Below are 19287 nucleotides of genomic sequence, written 5' to 3' on the forward strand. Positions count from 1 at the left end.
TCCCCCCAAAAGGCTGAAATCGAATCTTTGCAGCACAACCTATCGTGGCACGACAGCAGAGGTACCAGCATGATCTAGATCAATCCCTGGTACAAAAAACTTAGCCGCCACTGCCTGGGAGCAACGTGATGCTCAAACGTGCCGCCCCGCAGCGACGCCCGACGACCATGCCCACTGGAAGTTGAAGCCGCCGAGATGGCCGGTGACATCGACGACTTCGCCGATGAAATAGAGGCCGGGAACCTGTTGCGACTCGAATGTCTTCGACGACAGTTCTGTGGTGTCTACACCGCCGAGCGTCACTTCGGCCGTGCGATAGCCCTCGGTGCCGTTCGGCCGGACCCGCCATTCCTTCACTGCTGCAGCGACCGAGGCCAGAAGCTTGTCGGAGAAGTCCGCCAGCCGCGGAGGGCCGGCGATCCTGTCGGCGATCATCTGCGCCAATCGCTTTGGCAGGAGATCGCCGAGCACCGTCGCCAGTTCCTGCCGCGGACGTTCGCGGCGTGCCTCCTTCAAGGCGGCGAACACATCGCGCGTCGGCGCCATGTCGATGACGACGTCGAGCCCGTCGCGCCAATAGGACGAAATCTGCAGGATCGCCGGTCCGCTGAGACCACGATGGGTGAACAGCAGCGCTTCGTCGAATTTGGTCTTGCCGACACTGACCACGGCATCGACGGCAACGCCCGCCAGATCCTTGAACTGCGCAAGCGCCGCAACGTCGAAGGTTAGGGGCACCAGTGCGGCCCGCGGCGCGATCATCTTCAATCCGAACTGCTGCGCCAGCTTGTAGCCGAAGGCACTGGCGCCCATTTTCGGAATCGAAGGCCCGCCGGTGGCAACCACCAGCGACTGGCTGCGATACTCGCCCTGATCGGTGGCGACGACAAAGCCGCTGTCGTTCTTCGTCACGCCGAGAATGCCGACGCCGAGCCGCATCTGCGCATCGCCCCGGCGGTTTTCGTCCAGCAGCATGTCGATGATCTGCTGGGACGAGCCATCGCAGAACAACTGCCCGCGCGTCTTCTCGTGATAGGCGATGCGATATGTCTCGACCAGCGCGATGAAGTCTTGCTGGGTGAAGCCTTTCAGCGCCGATTTGCAGAATTGCGGATTCTGCGACAGGAAATTTGCCGGCGTCGTGTGCAGGTTGGTGAAATTGCAGCGCCCGCCGCCGGAGATGCGGATCTTCTCGCCCGGCGACCTCGCCTGCTCCAACAGCATCACCGAGCGACCGCGTTGCCCCGCAATGCCAGCGCACATCAGGCCGGCCGCACCGGCACCGAGGATGATGACATCACTGGTGTTATGCGCGCGACGAACGATGGTCATTCCAGCAGCAACACATCGACGGCAACGGCGAGCTTCTGCTTGCGCGCGCCGACGATCACGCCATCGACCGGCGACACGTCCGAGAAATCGCGACCGATCGCCAGCACGATATGGTCGTTCTCGACCAGGATATCGTTGGTCGGATCGAAGCCGATCCAGCCGAGCTCCTCTCCGCACCAGACCGAGACCCAGGCATGGGTCGCATCCGCACCTTGCAGACGCGCCTTGCCCGGCGGGGGAATAGTGCGCAGATAGCCGCTGACATAGGCAGCCGGCAGGCCGAGGCCGCGCATGCCCGAGATCATGATATGCGCAAAATCCTGACAGACGCCGTGGCGCTTATCCAGCACCTCCTGCAATGGCGTCGAGATCACCGTGGCCTTCGGATCATATTTGAATTGAGTGCGGATGCGATGCATCAGGTCGACGGCGCCGGCGAGAATGCCACGCCCTTCGGTAAAGCTTACTGCGGCATAGTCCGTGACGGCATCGATGATCGGCACCAGCGGGCTGGCGAAGACATAGCCGATCGGCGAGGCACCGCTGAGGTCGCTGGAATCGAACGACGCCTCACGGACGCTCTCCCAGGCAGGACTGTCATCGCCGCGACCGGGCGCAAAACGTTCGACATAGACGCGCGACCGGCTGTCGATCCGTAGCACCCGATGCGGGGTTTCGATCAGCACGCTTTCCGTGGGCGTGCCGAAGAAGTCCGTCCGCGTGGCACGGGCAGCCGGCACCGGTTTGATATCGACGCTGTGCGAGACCAGTTGCTGCCCGGCGCTGCTATTGGGCTGCAGCCGCAGCGAGCAACGCGCAAAGCTCACCAGGCTCTCATAGCTGTAGGTCGTGACATGGCGGATTTCGTAGATCACGCCAGCCCCGTGAGCTTTTCAGGGCGCGATGCGCTGCTGCCATGGGGAAAGTAATGCAGGCCGATCGAATCCGCGAGTGTGAGCAGATCCTGCTCCAGCGCGAACAACGACTTGGCATGAATCTCGGACGCCTCGCCGGTGACGAGCGACGAGCGCAGCGCTACCGCCAGCCGCTGTGGCCGTTCCATCAGGCCGTTTTCCTTCAGCGTCGGCAGGCTGGCGATGTGATCGTTGAGTGCCGAGACCTGGAATGCCACCGAGCGCGGATTATAAGGATCGAGGACTACCAGATCACGCACCGGCGCCAATAGCGGACCGACCAGGTAGCGCGACCGATAGGTGATCTGGCAATCCACCAGCGTCAGCAGGATATCGAGATCGTCACTCGTCGCGTCGTCCGACGCGAACTGCCGCGCGAAGCGCGTGGTGTTGATGGCGCGTTCGGCGCGGCGCCCCATTTCGAGGAAACGCCAGCCGGCAGCACGATTCATGTTTTCCTGCGCGAGACCGGCGAAGCTCGCCAGCTCCTGCAGGGTCAGTTCTGCGGCGCTGACCACGTCATCGTCATCTTCGACTTCGTACGCAAGCCGCTCGGCCATTTCGGTGATGACCTGCCACGCATCCGGCGACAGCCGTTCGCGCAATGAGGTCGCCGTACGTTGCGCCGAGCGCACCAGCGACAGTGCCGAACCGAATTTATCCTCGCCCTGCAATGCCTGAGCCGCGATCTTCGCAGGCTGCGAGCGCGAGGTGAGCGAGGTCGCCCCCCAGGTCATCAGCATACGGTGGATGCGCTCGATCGAATGCTGCGCGGTGGCGCCCCCCTTGCCGGGATCGCGCTGCGGCACGCTGAGCGCACGGATCAGGCGCAGCGTGGACTCGGCGCGTTCGAGATAGCGCCCGAGCCAGAACAGATTGTCGGCAGCCCGGCTCGGCACCCAGCCGGCAATGCGGCGGATACGCACATTGTCGACAGCCGGCAGCAGCGTCGACGCAGGAACGGCCTTGTCGGCCACCACCCAGACATCCGCGGCACGGGCGCCGGCGCCCATCGACACCGCGCGCGCATCGGGCTGATCGGCGATCCGGCAGAAGCCGCCCGGCATGATGGTCCAGCCATCCGGCGTCGCCGCGGCGAAGACGCGCAGCACGAAGGGACGCGGCGCGAGACGACCATTGTCCCAGACCGGCGTGGTCGAGAGCTGCACCAGCTCCTGCCCGACATAATCGACGCCGCGATTGGTAATCGCCGCTTTCAGGCGCTCGCGTTCACCCGGCGAGAGCTGCGCCGGCAGCACCGGCGTGTGGCCGGGGAAGCCCGGCACCGATCCGCCATAGGCGCCTTCGATGGCGAAGTCATCTAGCCGCGCCAGCACTTCCTCGCGCGCCGATTTCTGGCCGCACCACCAGGTGGCGATATGCGGCATCTTGAGTGGCTCACCAAGCAGCTTCTGGCTGAGGCTCGGCAGAAAACCCAAAAGCGCGCGCGCTTCCATGACGCCGGAGCCCGGCATGTTGGCCACGACAACGCCGTTCTTTCTGACCACATCGATCAGCCCGGGCACGCCGAGCTGTGACGAGGCATCGAGCTCCAGCGGATCGAGCGAATTGGCATCCACGCGGCGCAGCAGCACATCCAGCCGCTTCAGGCCGGCGACGGTGCGGATGTGCACGCGATCACCGGATACGGCGAGGTCATCGCCTTCCACCAGCAGGAAGCCGAGATAGCGCGCCAGTGTCGCGTGTTCGAAATAGGTCTCGCTGAACGGCCCTGGCGACAGCAGGCCAACCCGCGGTTCGTCACGATCGGCGGAGGCGCGCAAACTGTCGCGGAAAGCTTCGAAGAACGGCGCGACGCGCTCCACATTCATCGACTTGTAGAGATCGGTGAAGGCGCGCGACAGCACCAATCGGTTTTCCAGCGCATAGCCCATGCCGGACGGCGCTTGCGTGCGATCGCCGAGCACCCACCAGCGGCCATCGGGGCCGCGGCCGAGATCGGCTGCATAGACGTTGAGATAGTGGCCGCCGGGCGGTTTCACACCGCGCATCGCCCTCAGATATTCCGAACTGCCGGCGATCGCCGCCGCCGGGATCGCGCCGGACGCAACGAGGCGGGCATCGCCATAGAGGTCGCCGAGGATCTTCTCCAGCAATTCGGCGCGCTGCGTCACCGCCGCGGAAATCTGCTGCCATTCGGATTCGTCGATCAGCAGCGGCACGTGGCTGAGCGGCCAGATCCGGTCGGCGATTTCGCCCGGCGCACGGTAGGTCACGCCAGCCTCGCGCAGATGGCGGTCGGCCGAGCCAAAGCGGCGTTCAACATCCGCGGGCGCCAGGGCGCCGAAGGCCTCGAAAAACCGCGTCCAGACCTCGCGAGGAGTGCCGTCCTGGGCGATGAATTCGTCGGAAATCCCGGGCAGCCGTTCGTAGTCGCGCGTCCATTGCGCGACTTTACGATGACCCGGACGGGGCTTCTTCCCCTGACCGGCCTGTCCCGTCATTCCGACTCTCCAGCCTAAACGTCCAGCATTCTCAATGCAGGAGAGGCGTTCGCAAGTCGAGGGTCAATGGGAATTCAAGTGTGCGTTCTTCCCGCGGCGGGGCGATTTCGCCCGGTGTATGGCCGATCTCCTCGAAACGGGCCAGCCGCCGCGCCTCCGCCTCGTAGGCATTGACCGGTTTGGTGTCGTAATTGCGCCCGCCCGGATGCGCCACATGATAGACGCAACCGCCGAGCGACCGCCTGTTCCAGCTGTCATAAATGTCGAACACCAGCGGCGCATGAACCGGAATCGTCGGATGCAGGCCCGACGCCGGCTGCCAGGCCTTGAAGCGGACGCCCGCGACGACCTCGCCGGCCCGGCCCGTGTCGGTCATCGGCAGCGCCCTGCCGTTGCAGGTGATGACGTGCCGGCCCGGCGTGAAGCCGTTGGCCTTCAACTGCAGCCGCTCCACCGAGGAATCGACATAGCGGACAGTGCCGCCGGCCGAGCCCTCTTCGCCCAGCACATGCCACGGCTCCAGCGCCTGCCGGACTTCCAATGTCACGCCGCCATAGGTGACATGGCCGAACACCGGGAAGCGGAATTCGAGCTGCGCCTCGAACCATTCCCTGGAGAATTCGTAGCCGGACTGGCCGAGCTCGTTGAGCACGTCCTGGAAATCTTCCCAGATGAAATGCGGCAGCATGAAGCGATCATGCAGCGTGGTGCCCCAGCGCACGAACTTGCCGTCCTGCGGCTCGCGCCACATCCGGGCGATCAGCGCGCGGATCAGCAACTGCTGCGCCAGCGACATGCGCGGATCGGGCGGCATTTCGAGCGCACGGAATTCGACGAGACCCAGGCGACCCGTGGTGCCATCTGGCGAATAGAGTTTGTCGATGCAGATCTCCGCGCGATGGGTATTGCCGGTGATATCGACGAGGATGTGCCGGAACAGCCGATCCACCAGCCACAGCGGCGCCTTCACGCCGGACTTTTGGTCCGAAGGACTGGGCACCTGTGCCAGCGCGATCTCCAATTCATAGAGACCGTCATGCCGCGCCTCGTCGATGCGCGGTGCCTGACTGGTCGGACCGATGAACATGCCGGAGAACAGATAGGACAGCGAGGGATGCCGCTGCCAATACAGCACGAGACTCTTCAGGAGATCCGGCCGGCGCAGGAATGGTGAATCCGCTGGCGAACTGCCGCCAACCACAACGTGATTGCCTCCACCGGTGCCGGTGTGGCGACCGTCGAGCAGGAACTTGTTGGCGCCAAGCCGCGTCTTCGCGGCCTCTTCATAGAGAAATGTCGTGGTATCGACGGCCTCGCGCCAGCTCGAGGCGGGGTGGATGTTGATCTCCAGCACGCCGGGATCGGGCGTCACCTTGATCACCTCGACGCGCGGGTCGAACGGCGGCGGATAGCCTTCGACATGCACCTGCATCTGCAGTTCTTCGGCCGTCGCCTCCAGCGCCGTCACCAGTTCGAGATAATCTTCAAACTTCTCGACCGGCGGCATGAAGGCGCAGAGAATGCCGTCGCGAATTTCAATCGACATCGCGGTGCGCACGCCGCCGGAGCGGATCTGCTGCTCCTCGACATGTTGTGCAGCCGGCTGGCTTTCTGCCGATGCAACAGCGTCGAATACCGGCAGCGCGTCGCGCGGCTCAAGCGGGTCCTGTTCGACGATGAACGGATACTCTTCTTCCGGAATATGCGGCAGCGAGGCGATCGGCAGCCGCAACCCGAGCGGCGAATCTCCGGGCGTCAGGAACAGATTGCCGCGACGCAGCTTCCAGCGCTCGGACCGCCAGCGGGTGTCGGTCTTCGGCGCTTCGGCATTCCAGCGCTGGATCGGCAGCACGAAACCTTTCGGCGTATTCAGTCCCTGATCGAACACCCGCGCCATGCGCGAGCGTTCTTCCGGATCGGCGAGCTTGGAGTCGCTGGGATCCACATTATTCGGAAGGCCGGCTTCCTTTTGCAGCCAGTGCGCGGGATCTTCAAAGGCCGGGATGATATAATCGCGCGGCAGGCCAAGGCGCTTGGCTGTGCCTTCGGCAAAGCGCTCTGCGCCGTTGATGTCCGAGGTGCGCGGACCTTCGATCCGTGCGATCAGCGCATCGTTCTTCCAGATCGGCACGCCGTCCTTGCGCCAATACAGACCGAACGCCCAGCGCGGCAGGCTTTCGCCAGGGTACCATTTGCCTTGCCCGTAATGCATCAGGCCGCCGGGCGCGAAGCGCGTCCGCAGCCGGCGAATGAGATCGTCGCCGAGGCCGCGCTTGGTCGGGCCGACCGCGGCCGTATTCCACTCCGCCGATTCCATATCGTCGACCGAGACAAATGTCGGCTCGCCGCCCATGGTCAGGCGCACGTCATGGGCCTTGAGATCGGCATCGACCTTTTCGCCGAGCGCATCGAGCCTGGCCCAGGATTCATCCGAGAACGGCTTGGTGATCCGCGGCGCCTCGCGAATACGCTTGACGCCCATCGCGAACGCGAACTCGACTTCGGCAAAGCCGGCCATGCCGGAGATCGGCGCGGCCGAACGGAAATGCGGTGTCGCAGCCACGGGGACGTGCCCCTCGCCCGTCAGCATGCCGGAGGTCGCGTCGAAGCCGACCCAGCCCGCGCCGGGGATATAGACTTCGGCCCAGGCGTGCAGGTCCGTGAAATCAGCCTCGACCTCAGGCGGCCCTTCGATCGGATCGATGTCGGGCCGCAACTGGATCAGATAACCGGAGACGAAACGCGCGGCGAGACCGAGGTGACGCAACGTCTCGATCAGGAGCCAAGCGCTATCGCGGCATGAACCGGCTCCGGACAGCAGCGTCTCCTCCGGAGTCTGCACGCCGGGCTCCATGCGGATGATGTAGTTGACCTTCTCGCGCAGGCGCGCATTGAGATCGACGAGGAAGTTGACGGTGTTCGGCGCCTCCTTCGCGATCTCAGCCATATAGGCCGTGAAGCGCGGCCCCGGTTCGGTCGTCGCCATGTAAGGCGCGAGTTCGATCTTCAGGTCGTCGGTATAGGCGAAGGGAAACGTCTCGGCATAGGGCTCGACGAAGAAGTCGAACGGATTGATCACGGTCATTTCGGCGGTGAAGTCGACCTCGATCTTCAACTCGTTCGCTGGTTCCGGGAAGACGAAGCGCGCCAGCCAGTTGCCCTGCGGATCCTGCTGCCAGTTCACGAAATGGTTGGTCGGCGTGACCTTGAGCGAATAGCTCAGGATCGGGGTGCGCGCATGCGGCGCCGGTCGCAGCCGGATGGTCTGCGGCCCCAGCGTGATCGGCCGATCATATTTGTAATGGGTGACGTGGTTCAGTGCGACGAAGATCGACACAGTGGCGCAACTCCAGCAGCTTTTTTAAGCAGAACACCGGAGGTGCCAGGGATCAAGCTCTAACAACGGGCACGATGTGCACGTTGTGAGGGCGTAACTTCCTCACATCGTCGCGCCCAGCACCCAGGGCGCGAACTCCGCGCCGCCGAAATCGAAGCTTTCGCTCTTGGTCGGCGCGCCGGAGGCGGTCTTGAGCATCAGCTCGAAGATGCGCTGGCCGCATTCCCCGACCGTCTCGTCGCCATCGAGGATGGTTCCGCAATTGATGTCCATGTCCTCTTCCATGCGCTTGAACATCGGCGTGTTGGTAGCGAGCTTGATGGACGGTGCCGGCTTGCAGCCGAACACGCTGCCACGGCCGGTGGTGAAGCAGACGAGATTGGCGCCACCGGCGACCTGCCCGGTTGCGGCCACCGGGTCGTAGCCGGGCGTGTCCATGAACACAAAACCCTTCTTGGTGATCGTCTCGGCATAGTTCAGCACGTCGACGAGATTGGTCGAGCCGGCCTTGGCCATGGCGCCGAGCGATTTTTCGAGAATCGTCGTGAGACCGCCTGCCTTGTTGCCGGGGCTCGGATTGGCGTTCATCTCGGCTCCCTCGCGCGCGCAATAGGCATCCCACCAGCGCATCAGCCCGACCAGCTTCTCGCCGACCTCGCGCGACACCGCGCGGCGCGTCAGCAGATGTTCGGCGCCATAGGTCTCCGGCGTTTCCGACAGCACCACCGTGCCACCGTGGCGCACGAGCAGATCGCTCGCCGCACCGAGCGCCGGATTGGCCGAGATGCCCGAATAGCCGTCGGAGCCGCCGCATTGCAGGGCCACCGTAAGTTCGCTGGCAGAGACTTCCTCGCGCGTGACGTTGTTGGCATCGGCCAGCACTTCATTGACGAAGGCAACACCGGCTTCCGTGGTCTTGCGCGTGCCGCCGATCTCCTGGATCTGCATTTCGCGCAGGCGTCCTGCGAGCTTCTGCTCCTGCATCAGGCCGCCGATCTGGTTGATCTCGCAGCCGAGGCCGAGCACCACCACATGCGAGAAGTTCACGTGACGCGCGTAACCACCGAGCGTCCGCCTCAACAATGTGAGCGGTTCGTCCTGCGTCATGCCGCAGCCGGTCTTGTGCGTGAGCGCCACGACGCCATCCACATTGGGATAGTCGGCGAGCGGATTGTGACCGGTGAAGGGATTCTTCTTGAAGACGTCGGCGACCATGCTGGCGACATGGGCGCTGCAATTCACCGATGTGAGGATGCCGATATAGTTGCGCGTGGCGACGCGACCGTCGCTGCGCCGAAGGCCCATGAAACTCGCGGGCAGATCAAAATTCGGCGTCGGCTTGACGTCGACGCCATAGGCGTAGTCGCGATCGAAATCGCCCATGCCCATGTTCTGCGTATGGACATGCTGGCCCGGCGCGATCGGCTGCGTGGCGAAGCCGATGATCTGGCCGTAGCGGCGGATTTCCTCGCCGGTGGCGATGGGCCGGATCGCGACCTTGTGACCGGCCGGAATGCGTTCCGACGTCACGACGCCTGTCATCACCTCGATACCGGGCAGCAGCGTGGTGCGCGCGATCAATACGGCGTCGTTGTCATGCAGACGAATGACGGGAGATGGAGCCATTGGAATTTCCTCGCGCGCGTTTTGTGGTCTGGCAGACCTCTTGTTTGGAATGACTCTAGCTGAAAGACGCAGGCGACGTCAGCCCTGCTTTGGCCCCTGATGACGCCGATCAGACATGCGTCATCACCCCCATTGTTTGCGGCGCGGGGGCGCCGTCGTCGCTTGCATTCCCGCCCTCCTGTGAGAGGGCGTGCGGAACGCCGGGTGCCCGTTGCACCCTTGGGCCTGATGCCATGCGGTCTTCCGCAATAGTGAATGCATCAGGACTTTCGGAGGCGCAGGGCAAGGAAGTGCCCAGCGTTCCGCACGCGGTGTTTGACGGGGTGCCCGGCTTTCCAGATGAATCCTCAGACCCACCATTATTAGACCCCATTGCGATGAGGTCGGATTAGCGCAGCCAAGAACCGAACGCCTCGGATGAAGTCGTCCGTCGCGTGATCTGCAGGGTCTTGCCACCCAAAGACAAACCGTGCCGTCTGTCCCAGTGGTATCCTGACCACAGACGATCCGGCCTGCCCGAAGACAGCCGTCACCCACATCTCCCGTGACGCCGCATCTCCGGCGTCCACCGCATCCCACCCCGCGAACGTGACGATCGCGATCGCCCCTCTCGGTGGGGCAGGACGGAGGGGAATATAATCAAAGAAGGGATATTGTCAACGGCGGATAGGAAAAAATGTTCTGGCGCCCCAAGCTGTCATTCCCAGGCAAACCAATTGGTTTGCCTGGGGGCGCGGGCGCGCCTTCGCGCACGCCCCGGAATGACGCATAATTACTGCGGCTGCGGCCCCAGCGCCGCCGCAAGCTCCGCCCAGACCGGCGCCTCGTCCCTGTAGAGCGCGTTGCTGGCTTCCAGCGTCATCGGGCCCTCATCGATACCCTGGCTCTTGAGGAATTCACGCACGCGGTCGCTCTTTCCGGCGCCAACGAACAGCGCGGACAGTTTTGCGATGATCTCGGGCGGCGTCTTCGCCGGAGCCACACATCCCTGAAAAGTCAAAAGGCTATGCGCGCGCGACGTTGCGCCCTGTTCGACGAATGTCGCGACGTCGGGAAGCGCTTCGATGCGGCGGCGCGACACCGCGACGGCGCGGGCCTTCCCGGTCTGCAGCACCGGCAGCGCCGCGGCGTAGCTGCCGAAGCCGGCATCGATGGAGCCGCCGGCGAGATCCTGCCACATCGGCGCCTCGCCGCGATAATGCACGGCCTCCATCTTCAGCCCATACTGCTTGTTGAGCTCGACGATGACCATATGCGCGAAGGAGCCGGCAGCATATGTACCGACATTCACCTTCTCGGTCTTGCGCGCATAGTCGATGAAGTCCTTCAGCGTCTTCGCGCCGATCTTTTCGCTCACCATCAGCGACAGGCTTCCGCCCGGCATCACCGCCACCCAGGCGAAGTCCTGCGGGACACTGTATTTGATGTCCTTGATGAGGACGGGATTGAGCATATAGGCGGTGGTGTTGCAGACCATCAGCGTGTGGCCGTCGGGATCGGAGCGCTTCAGCTCCATCGCCGCAACGGCGCCGCCGGCACCCGCCTTGTTCTCGACCACCACGGTCTGCCCGAGTTCACGCGACAGATATTCGCCGTAGACGCGCGCGAACTGATCGGTCTGGCCGCCGGCTGCGGAGCCGGCAAGGATCTTGATCGGCTTGGTCGGCCAGGTGTTCGCGCGGACGAGCGATGGCGCGCTGAACAATGCAGCTGCGCCTGCACTCGCAGTGACGAATTGACGACGGTTGAGCAGGTGCAGGTTGTTTCGCACGATCGTCCTCCCGATGCTGATCCTGTCTCTCCGGACAGGTGCGTCGAGTATGACCGGCTTGGCCTGCGAAGGCAAAGCAGCAGTGACACGCTCAGGCATTCGAGAACACGTGCGACAACGCCGCCTCTGGCGTGCATGCCTTCAGTCGGAATATTGCCCGGCCGTCAGCAGCGCATCATGGCGTCGGCGGAAAATGCGTTCGCCAATGCTGCGCGATATCGATGCCGCGGCAGAACCATACGCCATCATGCGCGCTCATGTGTTCGAGCATCCTGATGAGCCCGCCAACACGGCCAGGACGGCCGATCAAACGGTCATGCAGACCGATGGACAGCAGTTTCGGCGCACCGGCGACGCCTTCCGCGTAGAGAACATCGAACGCATCGCGCATGTAAGTGAAGAACTGCTCGCCGGTCGCGAAGCCTGAATTCTCATTGAAGCGGTTGTCGTTGGCTTCATAGGAATACGGCACGACGAGAAACGGACCGTGTTCGGTCTTCACCCAATAGGGCAGCTCGTCGGCGAGCGAGTCGCGGTCGTAGAGAAAGCCGCCCTCTTCCGCGAGCAGGCGCCGCGTATTCGGACCGGGACGGCCGGTCATCCAACCAAGCGGGCGGCTACCGGTCAGCTCGGTGAATATCTCGATCGCCTTGCGGATATGCGCGCGCTCGGTCGCTTCATCCACATCGCAATAATCAATCCAGCGATAGCCGTGGCTGACCATCTCGTGGCCGCGCGCAACGCAGGCTTTCGCCAGTTCCGGATTCTGCTCCATGGCCCGCGCGACGCCGAGAATACTGACAGGCACCTTGAAGCGATCGAGCACATCGAGCACGCGCCAGGCGCCGCGACGGCTGCCATATTCGAACACGGACTCCACCAGAGGAACGCGAACGCCCTCTTTCGTCGGCACGCCGATGTCATTCAGCATGCCTTCGGAGACTGCATCGCCATTCACCAGTGTGGACTCACCGCCGCCTTCGATATTCAGGCTGATGCTGACCGCGATCTTCGCGCCGTTCGGCCAGCGCGGATCGGGTGATGTGGCGCCATAGCCGACGAGATCGCGCGTGACCATCGCATCGGGGCGGACGTCGCCGGGCTTCATCGCTGCAAATTCGGACATAGGGCCTCCGGAATGGCGCGGTCGAGGGGGACGGTGCAGGGATCGTAACCGAAAAACCAGTCGGTCTCGGTCGGACCATGCATCCACGAATTGGCGATGGAAATCTGCTGGATGTCGGCGACACGCGGAATGCGGATCATCGTGTAACGCGCGAAAGCCGTGGCGGGATCGTCGAACTCCGCGATGCAGCGGCCGAGGACCGCGGCGTCCTCGATGGCCGCCGAGCCGCCAGCCGCCATGAACGGACGCACCGCGTGACAGGCATCGCCCATCAGCACCACGCGGCCCTTGTGCCAGGTGTCGTTGCGCGGCCGGTCGAAGATCGGCCACACGGTGACATCTTCCGCCGCCTCCGCCGCGCGCCTGAGATCGGGATGCGCATCGTCGAACGCGGCAATGAATTCGTCGCGGTCGCCCTTCACCGGTGAACCATCGCCGTCCCAGCGCGCCATCGGCAGCGCCGCCATGACATAGACCTCCTGGCGGTCGGGCGTCATGTAGTAAGCGAGCGTATGCCGATCGGGCGCCCACCACTTGGTACAGTCGTCGATAGGGTCCCCCTTGATGCGGCTCGCCGGAAACACCGCGCGCGGTGCAGAACGCCCGATGAAGCGCGGCTCTTCCACGCCAAGAATGAGTTCGCGGGTGATGGAGCGGATGCCGTCAGCGCCGATGGCGATATCGGCTTCCGCGCTTGCGCCGTTCGCGAAGCGCAAAGTGAGCGCGTCGCCGCGCTCCTCGATGCCGGTGAGCTTGTGACCGAAACGGATGGTCCCGGGCGCGAGCGGTCGCTGCAGCAACTGATGCAGATCGGCGCGGTGGATATTGACAAAAGGGCCGCCGAAACGCGCTTCGCATTCCGCGTCGAAATCGAGCTTGTAGAGCTGCTCGCCCGACTCCCATGCGCGGCTAAGAAACGCATCGGGGCGAATGCCGGTGGCGGCGAAGGCGTCTTCGAGATCGAGCCGGCGCAGCACCTTCGAAACGTTGGCGCCAAGAATGATGCCGGCGCCGATGCGCGAAAAACTCGGCGACTGCTCATAGACCGCGACCGGGAAGCCGGCGCGCTGCAGCAGCCCCGCCACCGTCAATCCGGCGAGACCCGCGCCGAGAACGGCGATCCGTGTTCCGCGATCCATCTCTCACCTCATTCCAGCGGCACCCCAACGTCCGAGCGCCATATCGTTCGATAGCTAATGATTTCGCTTAGAACGGGTCAGTCGCGACTGTCAAGCAACGGCATGAGCCGCCTCAGAAACAAGCGAAATGCGCGGATTTTACGCGGAATTTCACTTATCTCGATGAGTTTTTGGGCAGCGCCGCGGTTGATCTTCCTCAAAGCCGCCTTTAGCATTTATTCGATTGCGAACGAATTTGGGTGCATTGCTTGCGCCCGAAAGCCGGCCTCCTCCTCACCTGCCACTGAAGGTCAGACCATGAAATTCCGCGCTCGCCTCACCGCCGCCCTGCTCGCGACCCTGGCTACGGCCGGCGTCTCCATCGCGCAGGCTGCCGAGATCAATTTCATCACCGATTTCGGCTTTAACGGCCGCCACGCTTATTTCTACGTCGCCCGCGAGAAGGGCTACTACAAGGCCGAGGGTTTCGACGTGAACTTCGTGCGCGGCCAGGGCTCGGCCGACGCCATCAAGAAGGTGGCTGCCGGCGTCGCCACCTTCGGCTTCGCCGATGCCGGCTCGCTGGTGCTGGCGCGCGGCAATGACGGCGTGCCGGTTAAGCTGGTCTCGGTGGTTTATGCGAAACCGCCGCAGGCGATCTTCGCCATCAAGGGCAGCGGCATCAATTCGCCGAAGGATCTCGAAGGCAAGACCGTCGCCGACACCGCATCAAGCTCGGTGCGCCTGCTGTTCCCGGCTTTCGCCAAGGCCGCCGGCATCGACGCCAGCAAGGTGAAGTGGGTGGTCGCCGAAGGCTCAGCGCTGCCGTCGCTGCTCGCCAATGGCCGCGCGGATGCGATCTGCCAGTTCTCGGTCGGCGAGCCGCTGATTGCAGCAGCCGTGGCGCCGAAGGAAGTCATCCGTATCAACTACGCCGACTCCAATCTCGATTATTACGGCAACGGCCTGATCGCCTCTGAGGAGATGATCGCAAAGAGCCCGGATCAGGTGAAGGCCTTCGTCCGCGCCACCATCAAGGGCATGAAGGACGCCTTCGCCAATCCGGCGGAAGCCGCCACCATCATGGCGAAGTATCAGAAGGAACTGCAGCCGACGGTGATCGAAGGCGAGACCAGGCTGGTCAAGGAGCTCGCAGAAGTAAAGGGATCACTCGGCCATATCGACCCGAAGAGCATTGCCAGCACCGTCGATGTGATGTCGGCCAACTTCACGCTGAAGAATCCCGTGAAGCCGGAAGACCTGTTCGCGCCGGGCTTCATCGACTGATGACGGCAATCTCCACATCCAATGATGCGTCGTCGCGGACTGCCGCGGCGGTGGTTCCTGCGATCGACCTCAAGGGCGTCACCAAGACCTATCCCGGCAAAGGCGGCAAGGCGACCCATGCGCTCGGTCCGGTCGATCTGCGCATCGATCCCGGCAGTTTCGTCTCGGTGGTCGGCCCATCCGGCTGCGGTAAGTCCACGCTGCTGCGCCTCGTTGCCGGGCTGGAAATGCCCGACACCGGCACCATGCAACGCTATGGTACGCCGCTCGACGGTCCGTCGCATGAAGTGGGCATCGTGTTTCAGGAGCACGTACTGTTTCCATGGACCAGCGTGCTCGACAACGTGTTGCTTCCCGCTGACGTGCTGGCGCTGCCGAAAGCCGCCGCGCGCGAGCGTGCGCTGAAGCTGCTCGAACTCACCGGCCTGAAGGATTTCGCCCATCAGCGACCGCAGGCACTGTCCGGCGGCATGAAGCAGCGCGCTGCCTTCTGCCGTGCCATGATCTCCGATCCGCGCCTGCTACTCCTCGACGAACCCTTTGGCGCGCTCGACGCGCTCACCCGCGAGGAATTGTCGCTGGAACTCTCGCGCCTCTGGCAGGAGCTGGGCCGCGCCGCGCTGCTCATCACCCATGACATCGAGGAAGCGATCCTGCTCGGTGACCGCGTTCTGATCATGTCGGAACGCCCCGGCACCATCCGTGCCGACATCACCATCGATCTGCCGCGTCCGCGCGATGCCGACACCGTGAAGCTGCCGCGCTTCCAGGAGATCAAGAACCAGATCCGCGACATCATCTTCAACCGGACGGGTGGCTGACATGATCTCACGCTTCATCGACCGCGCCGCCACGCCGCTGATCTATGTGGCCCTATTGATCGGCTGGGAAATCATCTGCGACGCCCTGAAGATTCCGACCTGGATCCTGCCGGCACCCTCCGAGATCTACACATCCGCCGTAAAGTGGGCGCCGGAGCTGGCATCGAACACGCTGGTAACACTGCGCGAGACCGTGCTCGGCTTCGTGCTGGCGATCGCGCTGTCGCTGCCGCTGGCGATCATCATCAGCCTCAATCCGCTGGCGCGCCGGATCATCTATCCGATCCTGCTCGGCCTGCAGTCGGTGCCGAAGGTCGCTGTGGCGCCGCTCATCATCCTGTGGTTCGGCCTCTCGGAATGGCCGAAGATCCTGGTCGTGGTGCTGGTCTGCTTCTTCCCGATCCTCGTCAATATGGTCGCCGGCTTCGAGGCTGCGCCAAAGACCATGCTCGACCTGATGCGCTCGCTCGGTGCCTCGCCGCATATGGTGTTCCGCCGGCTGCGCGTTCCCGTGGCGCTGCCGCACTTCTTCACCGGCTGCAAGGTGGCGGTGACCTTCGCCGTGATCGGCGCTGTGATCAGCGAATTCGTCGCCGCGCAGGACGGGCTCGGCTATCTGATCCTGACTTCCACCGCGCAGTCGCAGACGCCGCTCGCTTTCGCAGCCATCGCGCTGCTCACCGTGTTGAGTATTGCGCTGTTTCACGGCATCGAGTTTATCGAACGACGTGTGATCGACTGGACGCCCTGACACCATGACTGACGAGACATCTGGATCGAAACCACCCTCGCGTCGTCCGACGCGTGCGCGCGCGGCGATGCGCGAACAGGTCGATGCCATTTTCTCGCAGTGGCAGACGGAGCGGCCGGATATCGACCCCAGTCCGGTGCACATCTACGGCCTGATCGGCCGGATTCAGATGCAATGCACGGCCCTCATCGACGAGGCGCTCGCGCCCTTCGAACTGACGCGCGGCACCTATGACGTGCTGACGGCGCTGCGCCGCGCCGGCGCGCCCTACAGCCTGTCGCCGAAGCAGATCGCCCAATCGCTGCTGCTGTCAGGCGCCGGCCTGACCAGCCGGCTCAACAAGCTGGAAGCGCAGAACTACCTGGCACGGCTGCCGGAGCCGAATGATCGCCGCACGCTGCGCGTCCAGCTTACGTCGGCGGGCGAGACCATCATCAATGAGGCGATCCCGCGGGTATTCGACGTGCAGCGGGAGTTGCTGGCGCCGCTCGGCCCGGAGGGGCAGCAACAACTGGTCCGTGACCTCTCGCGATTTGCCGACGCGATCGACAGCCGACAGAGCGAGGCGAAAACGGACGCCCGATCATCCGAGCAATGACCGCCAATCTTTAACACCGTCATTCCGGGACGGGACCGACGCCGAAGGCGGCGGGACCGGGCCCGGAATCTTGACGTGTTCATCACCTCTCACGTCACGTGCGGAGAGAGGTGGCTCTCATTGCGAAGTTCCCAGCCACTCCAATTGGAGTGGCTGAGGTTCGCGCGCATTGCGCGCTCCCCGGAACGACGAGATTGTGGCTGCTTACGCCTTGCCGCCCGAGCCCTTGCGGGTGTCGTTGACCCAGTTCTTCGCGCCGGTGGCGAGAATGCCGCTGTCGTTGAGCAGCGTCACTAGCTTGAAGCCCATGCCGATGTTCTTGGCAGCACCGGCGGGACCCGAGCAGTGGATGCCGGGGTGGAGGCCGCGCTTGTCGCATTCCTTGATGAGCTTGTCGTAGATCTTCATGATCTCCGGCTCTTCGCGATCGAGCTTCGGCACCAGTCCGTAGGAGAAGCCGAGATCGGAGGGCCCGACATAGACACCATCGATGCCTTCAACATCGAGGATGGCTTCCATGTTGTCGACTGCGGTCTTGGTCTCCAGCATCGGCAGGCAGATGATCTCGTCATTCGCCGTCTTCTGGTAGTCGCCTGCGCCGCCATACATGCCCGAGCGGATCGGGCCGTTGCTGCGGGTACCGCGCGGCGGATACTTGCAATACTGAACGAAGTTCTCGGCTTCTTCCCTGGTGTTGACCATCGGACAGATCACGCCATAGGCGCCGCCATCGAGCACCTTGCCGATGATGCCTGGCTCGTTCCATGGCACACGCACCATCGGCGTCACCGGATGGGCACCCATCGCCTGGAAACACTCCACCATCGACATGTAGTCCTGCACGCCGTGCTGGATATCCACGGTGACACTGTCGAAGCCACACTGCGCCATCACTTCGGCGGAGAAGCCCGACGGGATTGCCAACCAGCCGTTGACGACAGCTTTGCCGGACTTCCAGATTTCCTTGACCTTGTTTGCCATCGTCGATGGTCCTTCTTTTGGTTGGTGGTGATGACTTGAGTGCAGCAGAGTTGAGTTCGAAAAATTATGAGGTCGCCTTCTTCACTGCGTCTTCGCTGACGCCGACGTCGCGCGCGGTCTGCACGATGGCGGCCCAGGTTTCGTCCGGCAATGGCACGCCATTGGCGGTGCGCTCGGCTCGGGTCTTCGCTTCGTTGTCGCCGGGGATCAGAACCGCATCGACGCCGGCAGCCGGCTTGGCGCTCTTGAAGAAATCGACATAGCGCGCGACTTCACCATCGAAGAAGTTAGCGGGGTCGATCACCTTCGGATCGATATAGATCGAGAACATGCCATTGGCGAATGGCCGATCATACTTGGTGGCACCGTTGCCGGTGAGCGCGCCGCCGAGCAATTCGCAGATCAATGCGAGGCCCGAGCCCTTGTGATCGCCGAAGGCACGGATCGCGCCGGTGCCCTGCGAATGATCGCGCGGACCTTGCATCTCATGCGGGCCGTACAACAATGCCGGGTCTTCGCTCAGCGTGCCATCGGGCGCGATCAGCGCGCCCTTCGGCAGCTTCTTGCCGCCGCGCGAGGCGACCAGCACCTTGCCTTCGGCAACGACCGAGGTCGCGAAATCGAGCACCACCGGCATCTGGCCGGGGCGCGGAATGCCGACGCAATAGGGCGCGGTGGACAGACGACGCTCGACGCCTCCGTAAGGCGCGACCAGCACGGAGCCAGCCGCTGTGACGAAATGGATCGAGACCAGCCCTTCAGCCGCGGCCATTTCAGCCCAGTCGCCGACCCGGCCGATGTGACCGGAGTTCTTTGTGGCGATGGCCGAGAGACCGGCCGCCTTGCACTTCTCGATGCCGAGCTTCACGGCCTGCGGACCGACGGTCTGGCCATAGCCGAAGCGGCCATCGACCACGGCGAGCGATGGCGTGTCGACAGGAATTTCGATGGTCTGGTTCGGGGTGATCATCCCGTTATTGCGCCAGCGGATGTAGACCGGCACGCGGATGACGCCGTGACTGTCATGGCCGGTGAGATTCGCCGTCGTCAGATAGGTCGCGATGCGCTTCGCCTCTTCCGGGGAAGAGTCCGCATGGCTGAAAACGTCGGCGACGAAATCGATGAGCTTGTTGACTTGAACTGTAACCATGGCGGGACAT

General features: G+C 63.5%; 14 protein-coding genes. 4 read left to right on the plus strand and 10 right to left on the minus strand.

The features are described from left to right. Window positions 1–132: 132 nt before the first annotated feature. From CIW50_RS10445 to CIW50_RS10480, 8 genes are all read right to left on the minus strand, one after another. Window positions 133–1332, minus strand: a complete 1200-nt coding sequence (locus CIW50_RS10445; RefSeq protein WP_149531145.1) for a BaiN/RdsA family NAD(P)/FAD-dependent oxidoreductase — start codon at window positions 1330–1332, stop codon at window positions 133–135. Next, window positions 1329–2207, minus strand: a complete 879-nt coding sequence (locus CIW50_RS10450; RefSeq protein ID WP_149531146.1) for a transglutaminase family protein — start codon at window positions 2205–2207, stop codon at window positions 1329–1331. Before CIW50_RS10450 ends, CIW50_RS10445 begins: the two co-directional genes overlap by 4 nt. Beyond that, window positions 2204–4711 carry a circularly permuted type 2 ATP-grasp protein gene (locus CIW50_RS10455; protein WP_149531147.1) on the minus strand — a complete coding sequence of 836 codons (2508 nt, stop codon included), beginning with the start codon at window positions 4709–4711 and terminating at the stop codon, window positions 2204–2206. Before CIW50_RS10455 ends, CIW50_RS10450 begins: the two co-directional genes overlap by 4 nt. 31 nt (window positions 4712–4742) lie before the next feature. Then, window positions 4743–8048 carry a transglutaminase family protein gene (locus CIW50_RS10460; protein WP_149531148.1) on the minus strand — a complete coding sequence of 1102 codons (3306 nt, stop codon included), beginning with the start codon at window positions 8046–8048 and terminating at the stop codon, window positions 4743–4745. A gap of 102 nt (window positions 8049–8150) precedes the next feature. Then, a complete protein-coding gene (locus CIW50_RS10465) occupies window positions 8151–9674 on the minus strand; it encodes a UxaA family hydrolase (RefSeq protein WP_149531149.1) in 1524 nt (507 codons plus the stop codon). Between the two features lie 772 nt (window positions 9675–10446). Next, the gene (locus tag CIW50_RS10470; RefSeq protein ID WP_172980286.1) at window positions 10447–11445 is read right to left on the minus strand and encodes a Bug family tripartite tricarboxylate transporter substrate binding protein; all 999 of its coding nucleotides are present in this window, start codon (window positions 11443–11445) and stop codon (window positions 10447–10449) included. A 175-nt stretch (window positions 11446–11620) separates the two neighbouring features. Further along, window positions 11621–12571: a polysaccharide deacetylase family protein gene (locus tag CIW50_RS10475; RefSeq protein WP_502707437.1), complete on the minus strand. Its 951-nt coding sequence runs from the start codon at window positions 12569–12571 to the stop codon at window positions 11621–11623. Then, the gene (locus CIW50_RS10480) at window positions 12550–13710 is read right to left on the minus strand and encodes an FAD-dependent oxidoreductase (RefSeq protein ID WP_149531151.1); all 1161 of its coding nucleotides are present in this window, start codon (window positions 13708–13710) and stop codon (window positions 12550–12552) included. Before CIW50_RS10480 ends, CIW50_RS10475 begins: the two co-directional genes overlap by 22 nt. Before the next feature lie 297 nt (window positions 13711–14007). Between CIW50_RS10480 and CIW50_RS10485 the strand changes: the two genes are divergently transcribed. From CIW50_RS10485 to CIW50_RS10500, 4 genes are all read left to right on the plus strand, one after another. Beyond that, window positions 14008–14976, plus strand: a complete 969-nt coding sequence (locus CIW50_RS10485; protein ID WP_149531152.1) for an ABC transporter substrate-binding protein — start codon at window positions 14008–14010, stop codon at window positions 14974–14976. Next, a complete protein-coding gene (locus CIW50_RS10490; RefSeq protein ID WP_149531153.1) occupies window positions 14976–15797 on the plus strand; it encodes an ABC transporter ATP-binding protein in 822 nt (273 codons plus the stop codon). Before CIW50_RS10485 ends, CIW50_RS10490 begins: the two co-directional genes overlap by 1 nt. A gap of 1 nt (window position 15798) precedes the next feature. Continuing rightward, window positions 15799–16548 (plus strand): ABC transporter permease, encoded by a 750-nt coding sequence (locus CIW50_RS10495; RefSeq protein ID WP_149531154.1) that lies wholly within the window; start codon window positions 15799–15801, stop codon window positions 16546–16548. Window positions 16549–16615: 67 nt separating this feature from the next. Then, window positions 16616–17146 carry a MarR family winged helix-turn-helix transcriptional regulator gene (locus CIW50_RS10500; RefSeq protein WP_172980287.1) on the plus strand — a complete coding sequence of 177 codons (531 nt, stop codon included), beginning with the start codon at window positions 16616–16618 and terminating at the stop codon, window positions 17144–17146. A gap of 204 nt (window positions 17147–17350) precedes the next feature. Here the strand turns inward: CIW50_RS10500 and CIW50_RS10505 are convergent, their stop codons facing one another. Beyond that, window positions 17351–18127, minus strand: coding sequence for an HpcH/HpaI aldolase family protein (locus tag CIW50_RS10505; RefSeq protein ID WP_149531156.1), 777 nt, complete (start codon window positions 18125–18127; stop codon window positions 17351–17353). Window positions 18128–18191: 64 nt separating this feature from the next. Continuing rightward, the gene (locus CIW50_RS10510) at window positions 18192–19277 is read right to left on the minus strand and encodes a malate/lactate/ureidoglycolate dehydrogenase (protein WP_149531157.1); all 1086 of its coding nucleotides are present in this window, start codon (window positions 19275–19277) and stop codon (window positions 18192–18194) included. Window positions 19278–19287: the final 10 nt, after the last annotated feature.

Source organism: Tardiphaga sp. P9-11 (assembly GCF_008329525.1).
Lineage (GTDB): Bacteria > Pseudomonadota > Alphaproteobacteria > Rhizobiales > Xanthobacteraceae > Tardiphaga.

Excerpts from the sequence above, each read along its gene's own strand:
- CIW50_RS10475 (WP_502707437.1), bottom strand. The coding sequence starts at position 12,571 with ATGTCCGAATTTGCAGCGATGAAGCCCGGCGACGTCCGCCCCGATGCG.
- CIW50_RS10455 (WP_149531147.1), bottom strand. The coding sequence starts at position 4,711 with ATGACGGGACAGGCCGGTCAGGGGAAGAAGCCCCGTCCGGGTCATCGT.
- CIW50_RS10465 (WP_149531149.1), bottom strand. The coding sequence starts at position 9,674 with ATGGCTCCATCTCCCGTCATTCGTCTGCATGACAACGACGCCGTATTG.
- CIW50_RS10445 (WP_149531145.1), bottom strand. The coding sequence starts at position 1,332 with ATGACCATCGTTCGTCGCGCGCATAACACCAGTGATGTCATCATCCTC.
- CIW50_RS10505 (WP_149531156.1), bottom strand. The coding sequence starts at position 18,127 with ATGGCAAACAAGGTCAAGGAAATCTGGAAGTCCGGCAAAGCTGTCGTC.
- CIW50_RS10500 (WP_172980287.1), top strand. The coding sequence starts at position 16,616 with ATGCGCGAACAGGTCGATGCCATTTTCTCGCAGTGGCAGACGGAGCGG.
- CIW50_RS10480 (WP_149531151.1), bottom strand. The coding sequence starts at position 13,710 with ATGGATCGCGGAACACGGATCGCCGTTCTCGGCGCGGGTCTCGCCGGA.
- CIW50_RS10490 (WP_149531153.1), top strand. The coding sequence starts at position 14,976 with ATGACGGCAATCTCCACATCCAATGATGCGTCGTCGCGGACTGCCGCG.
- CIW50_RS10495 (WP_149531154.1), top strand. The coding sequence starts at position 15,799 with ATGATCTCACGCTTCATCGACCGCGCCGCCACGCCGCTGATCTATGTG.
- CIW50_RS10510 (WP_149531157.1), bottom strand. The coding sequence starts at position 19,277 with ATGGTTACAGTTCAAGTCAACAAGCTCATCGATTTCGTCGCCGACGTT.
- CIW50_RS10485 (WP_149531152.1), top strand. The coding sequence starts at position 14,008 with ATGAAATTCCGCGCTCGCCTCACCGCCGCCCTGCTCGCGACCCTGGCT.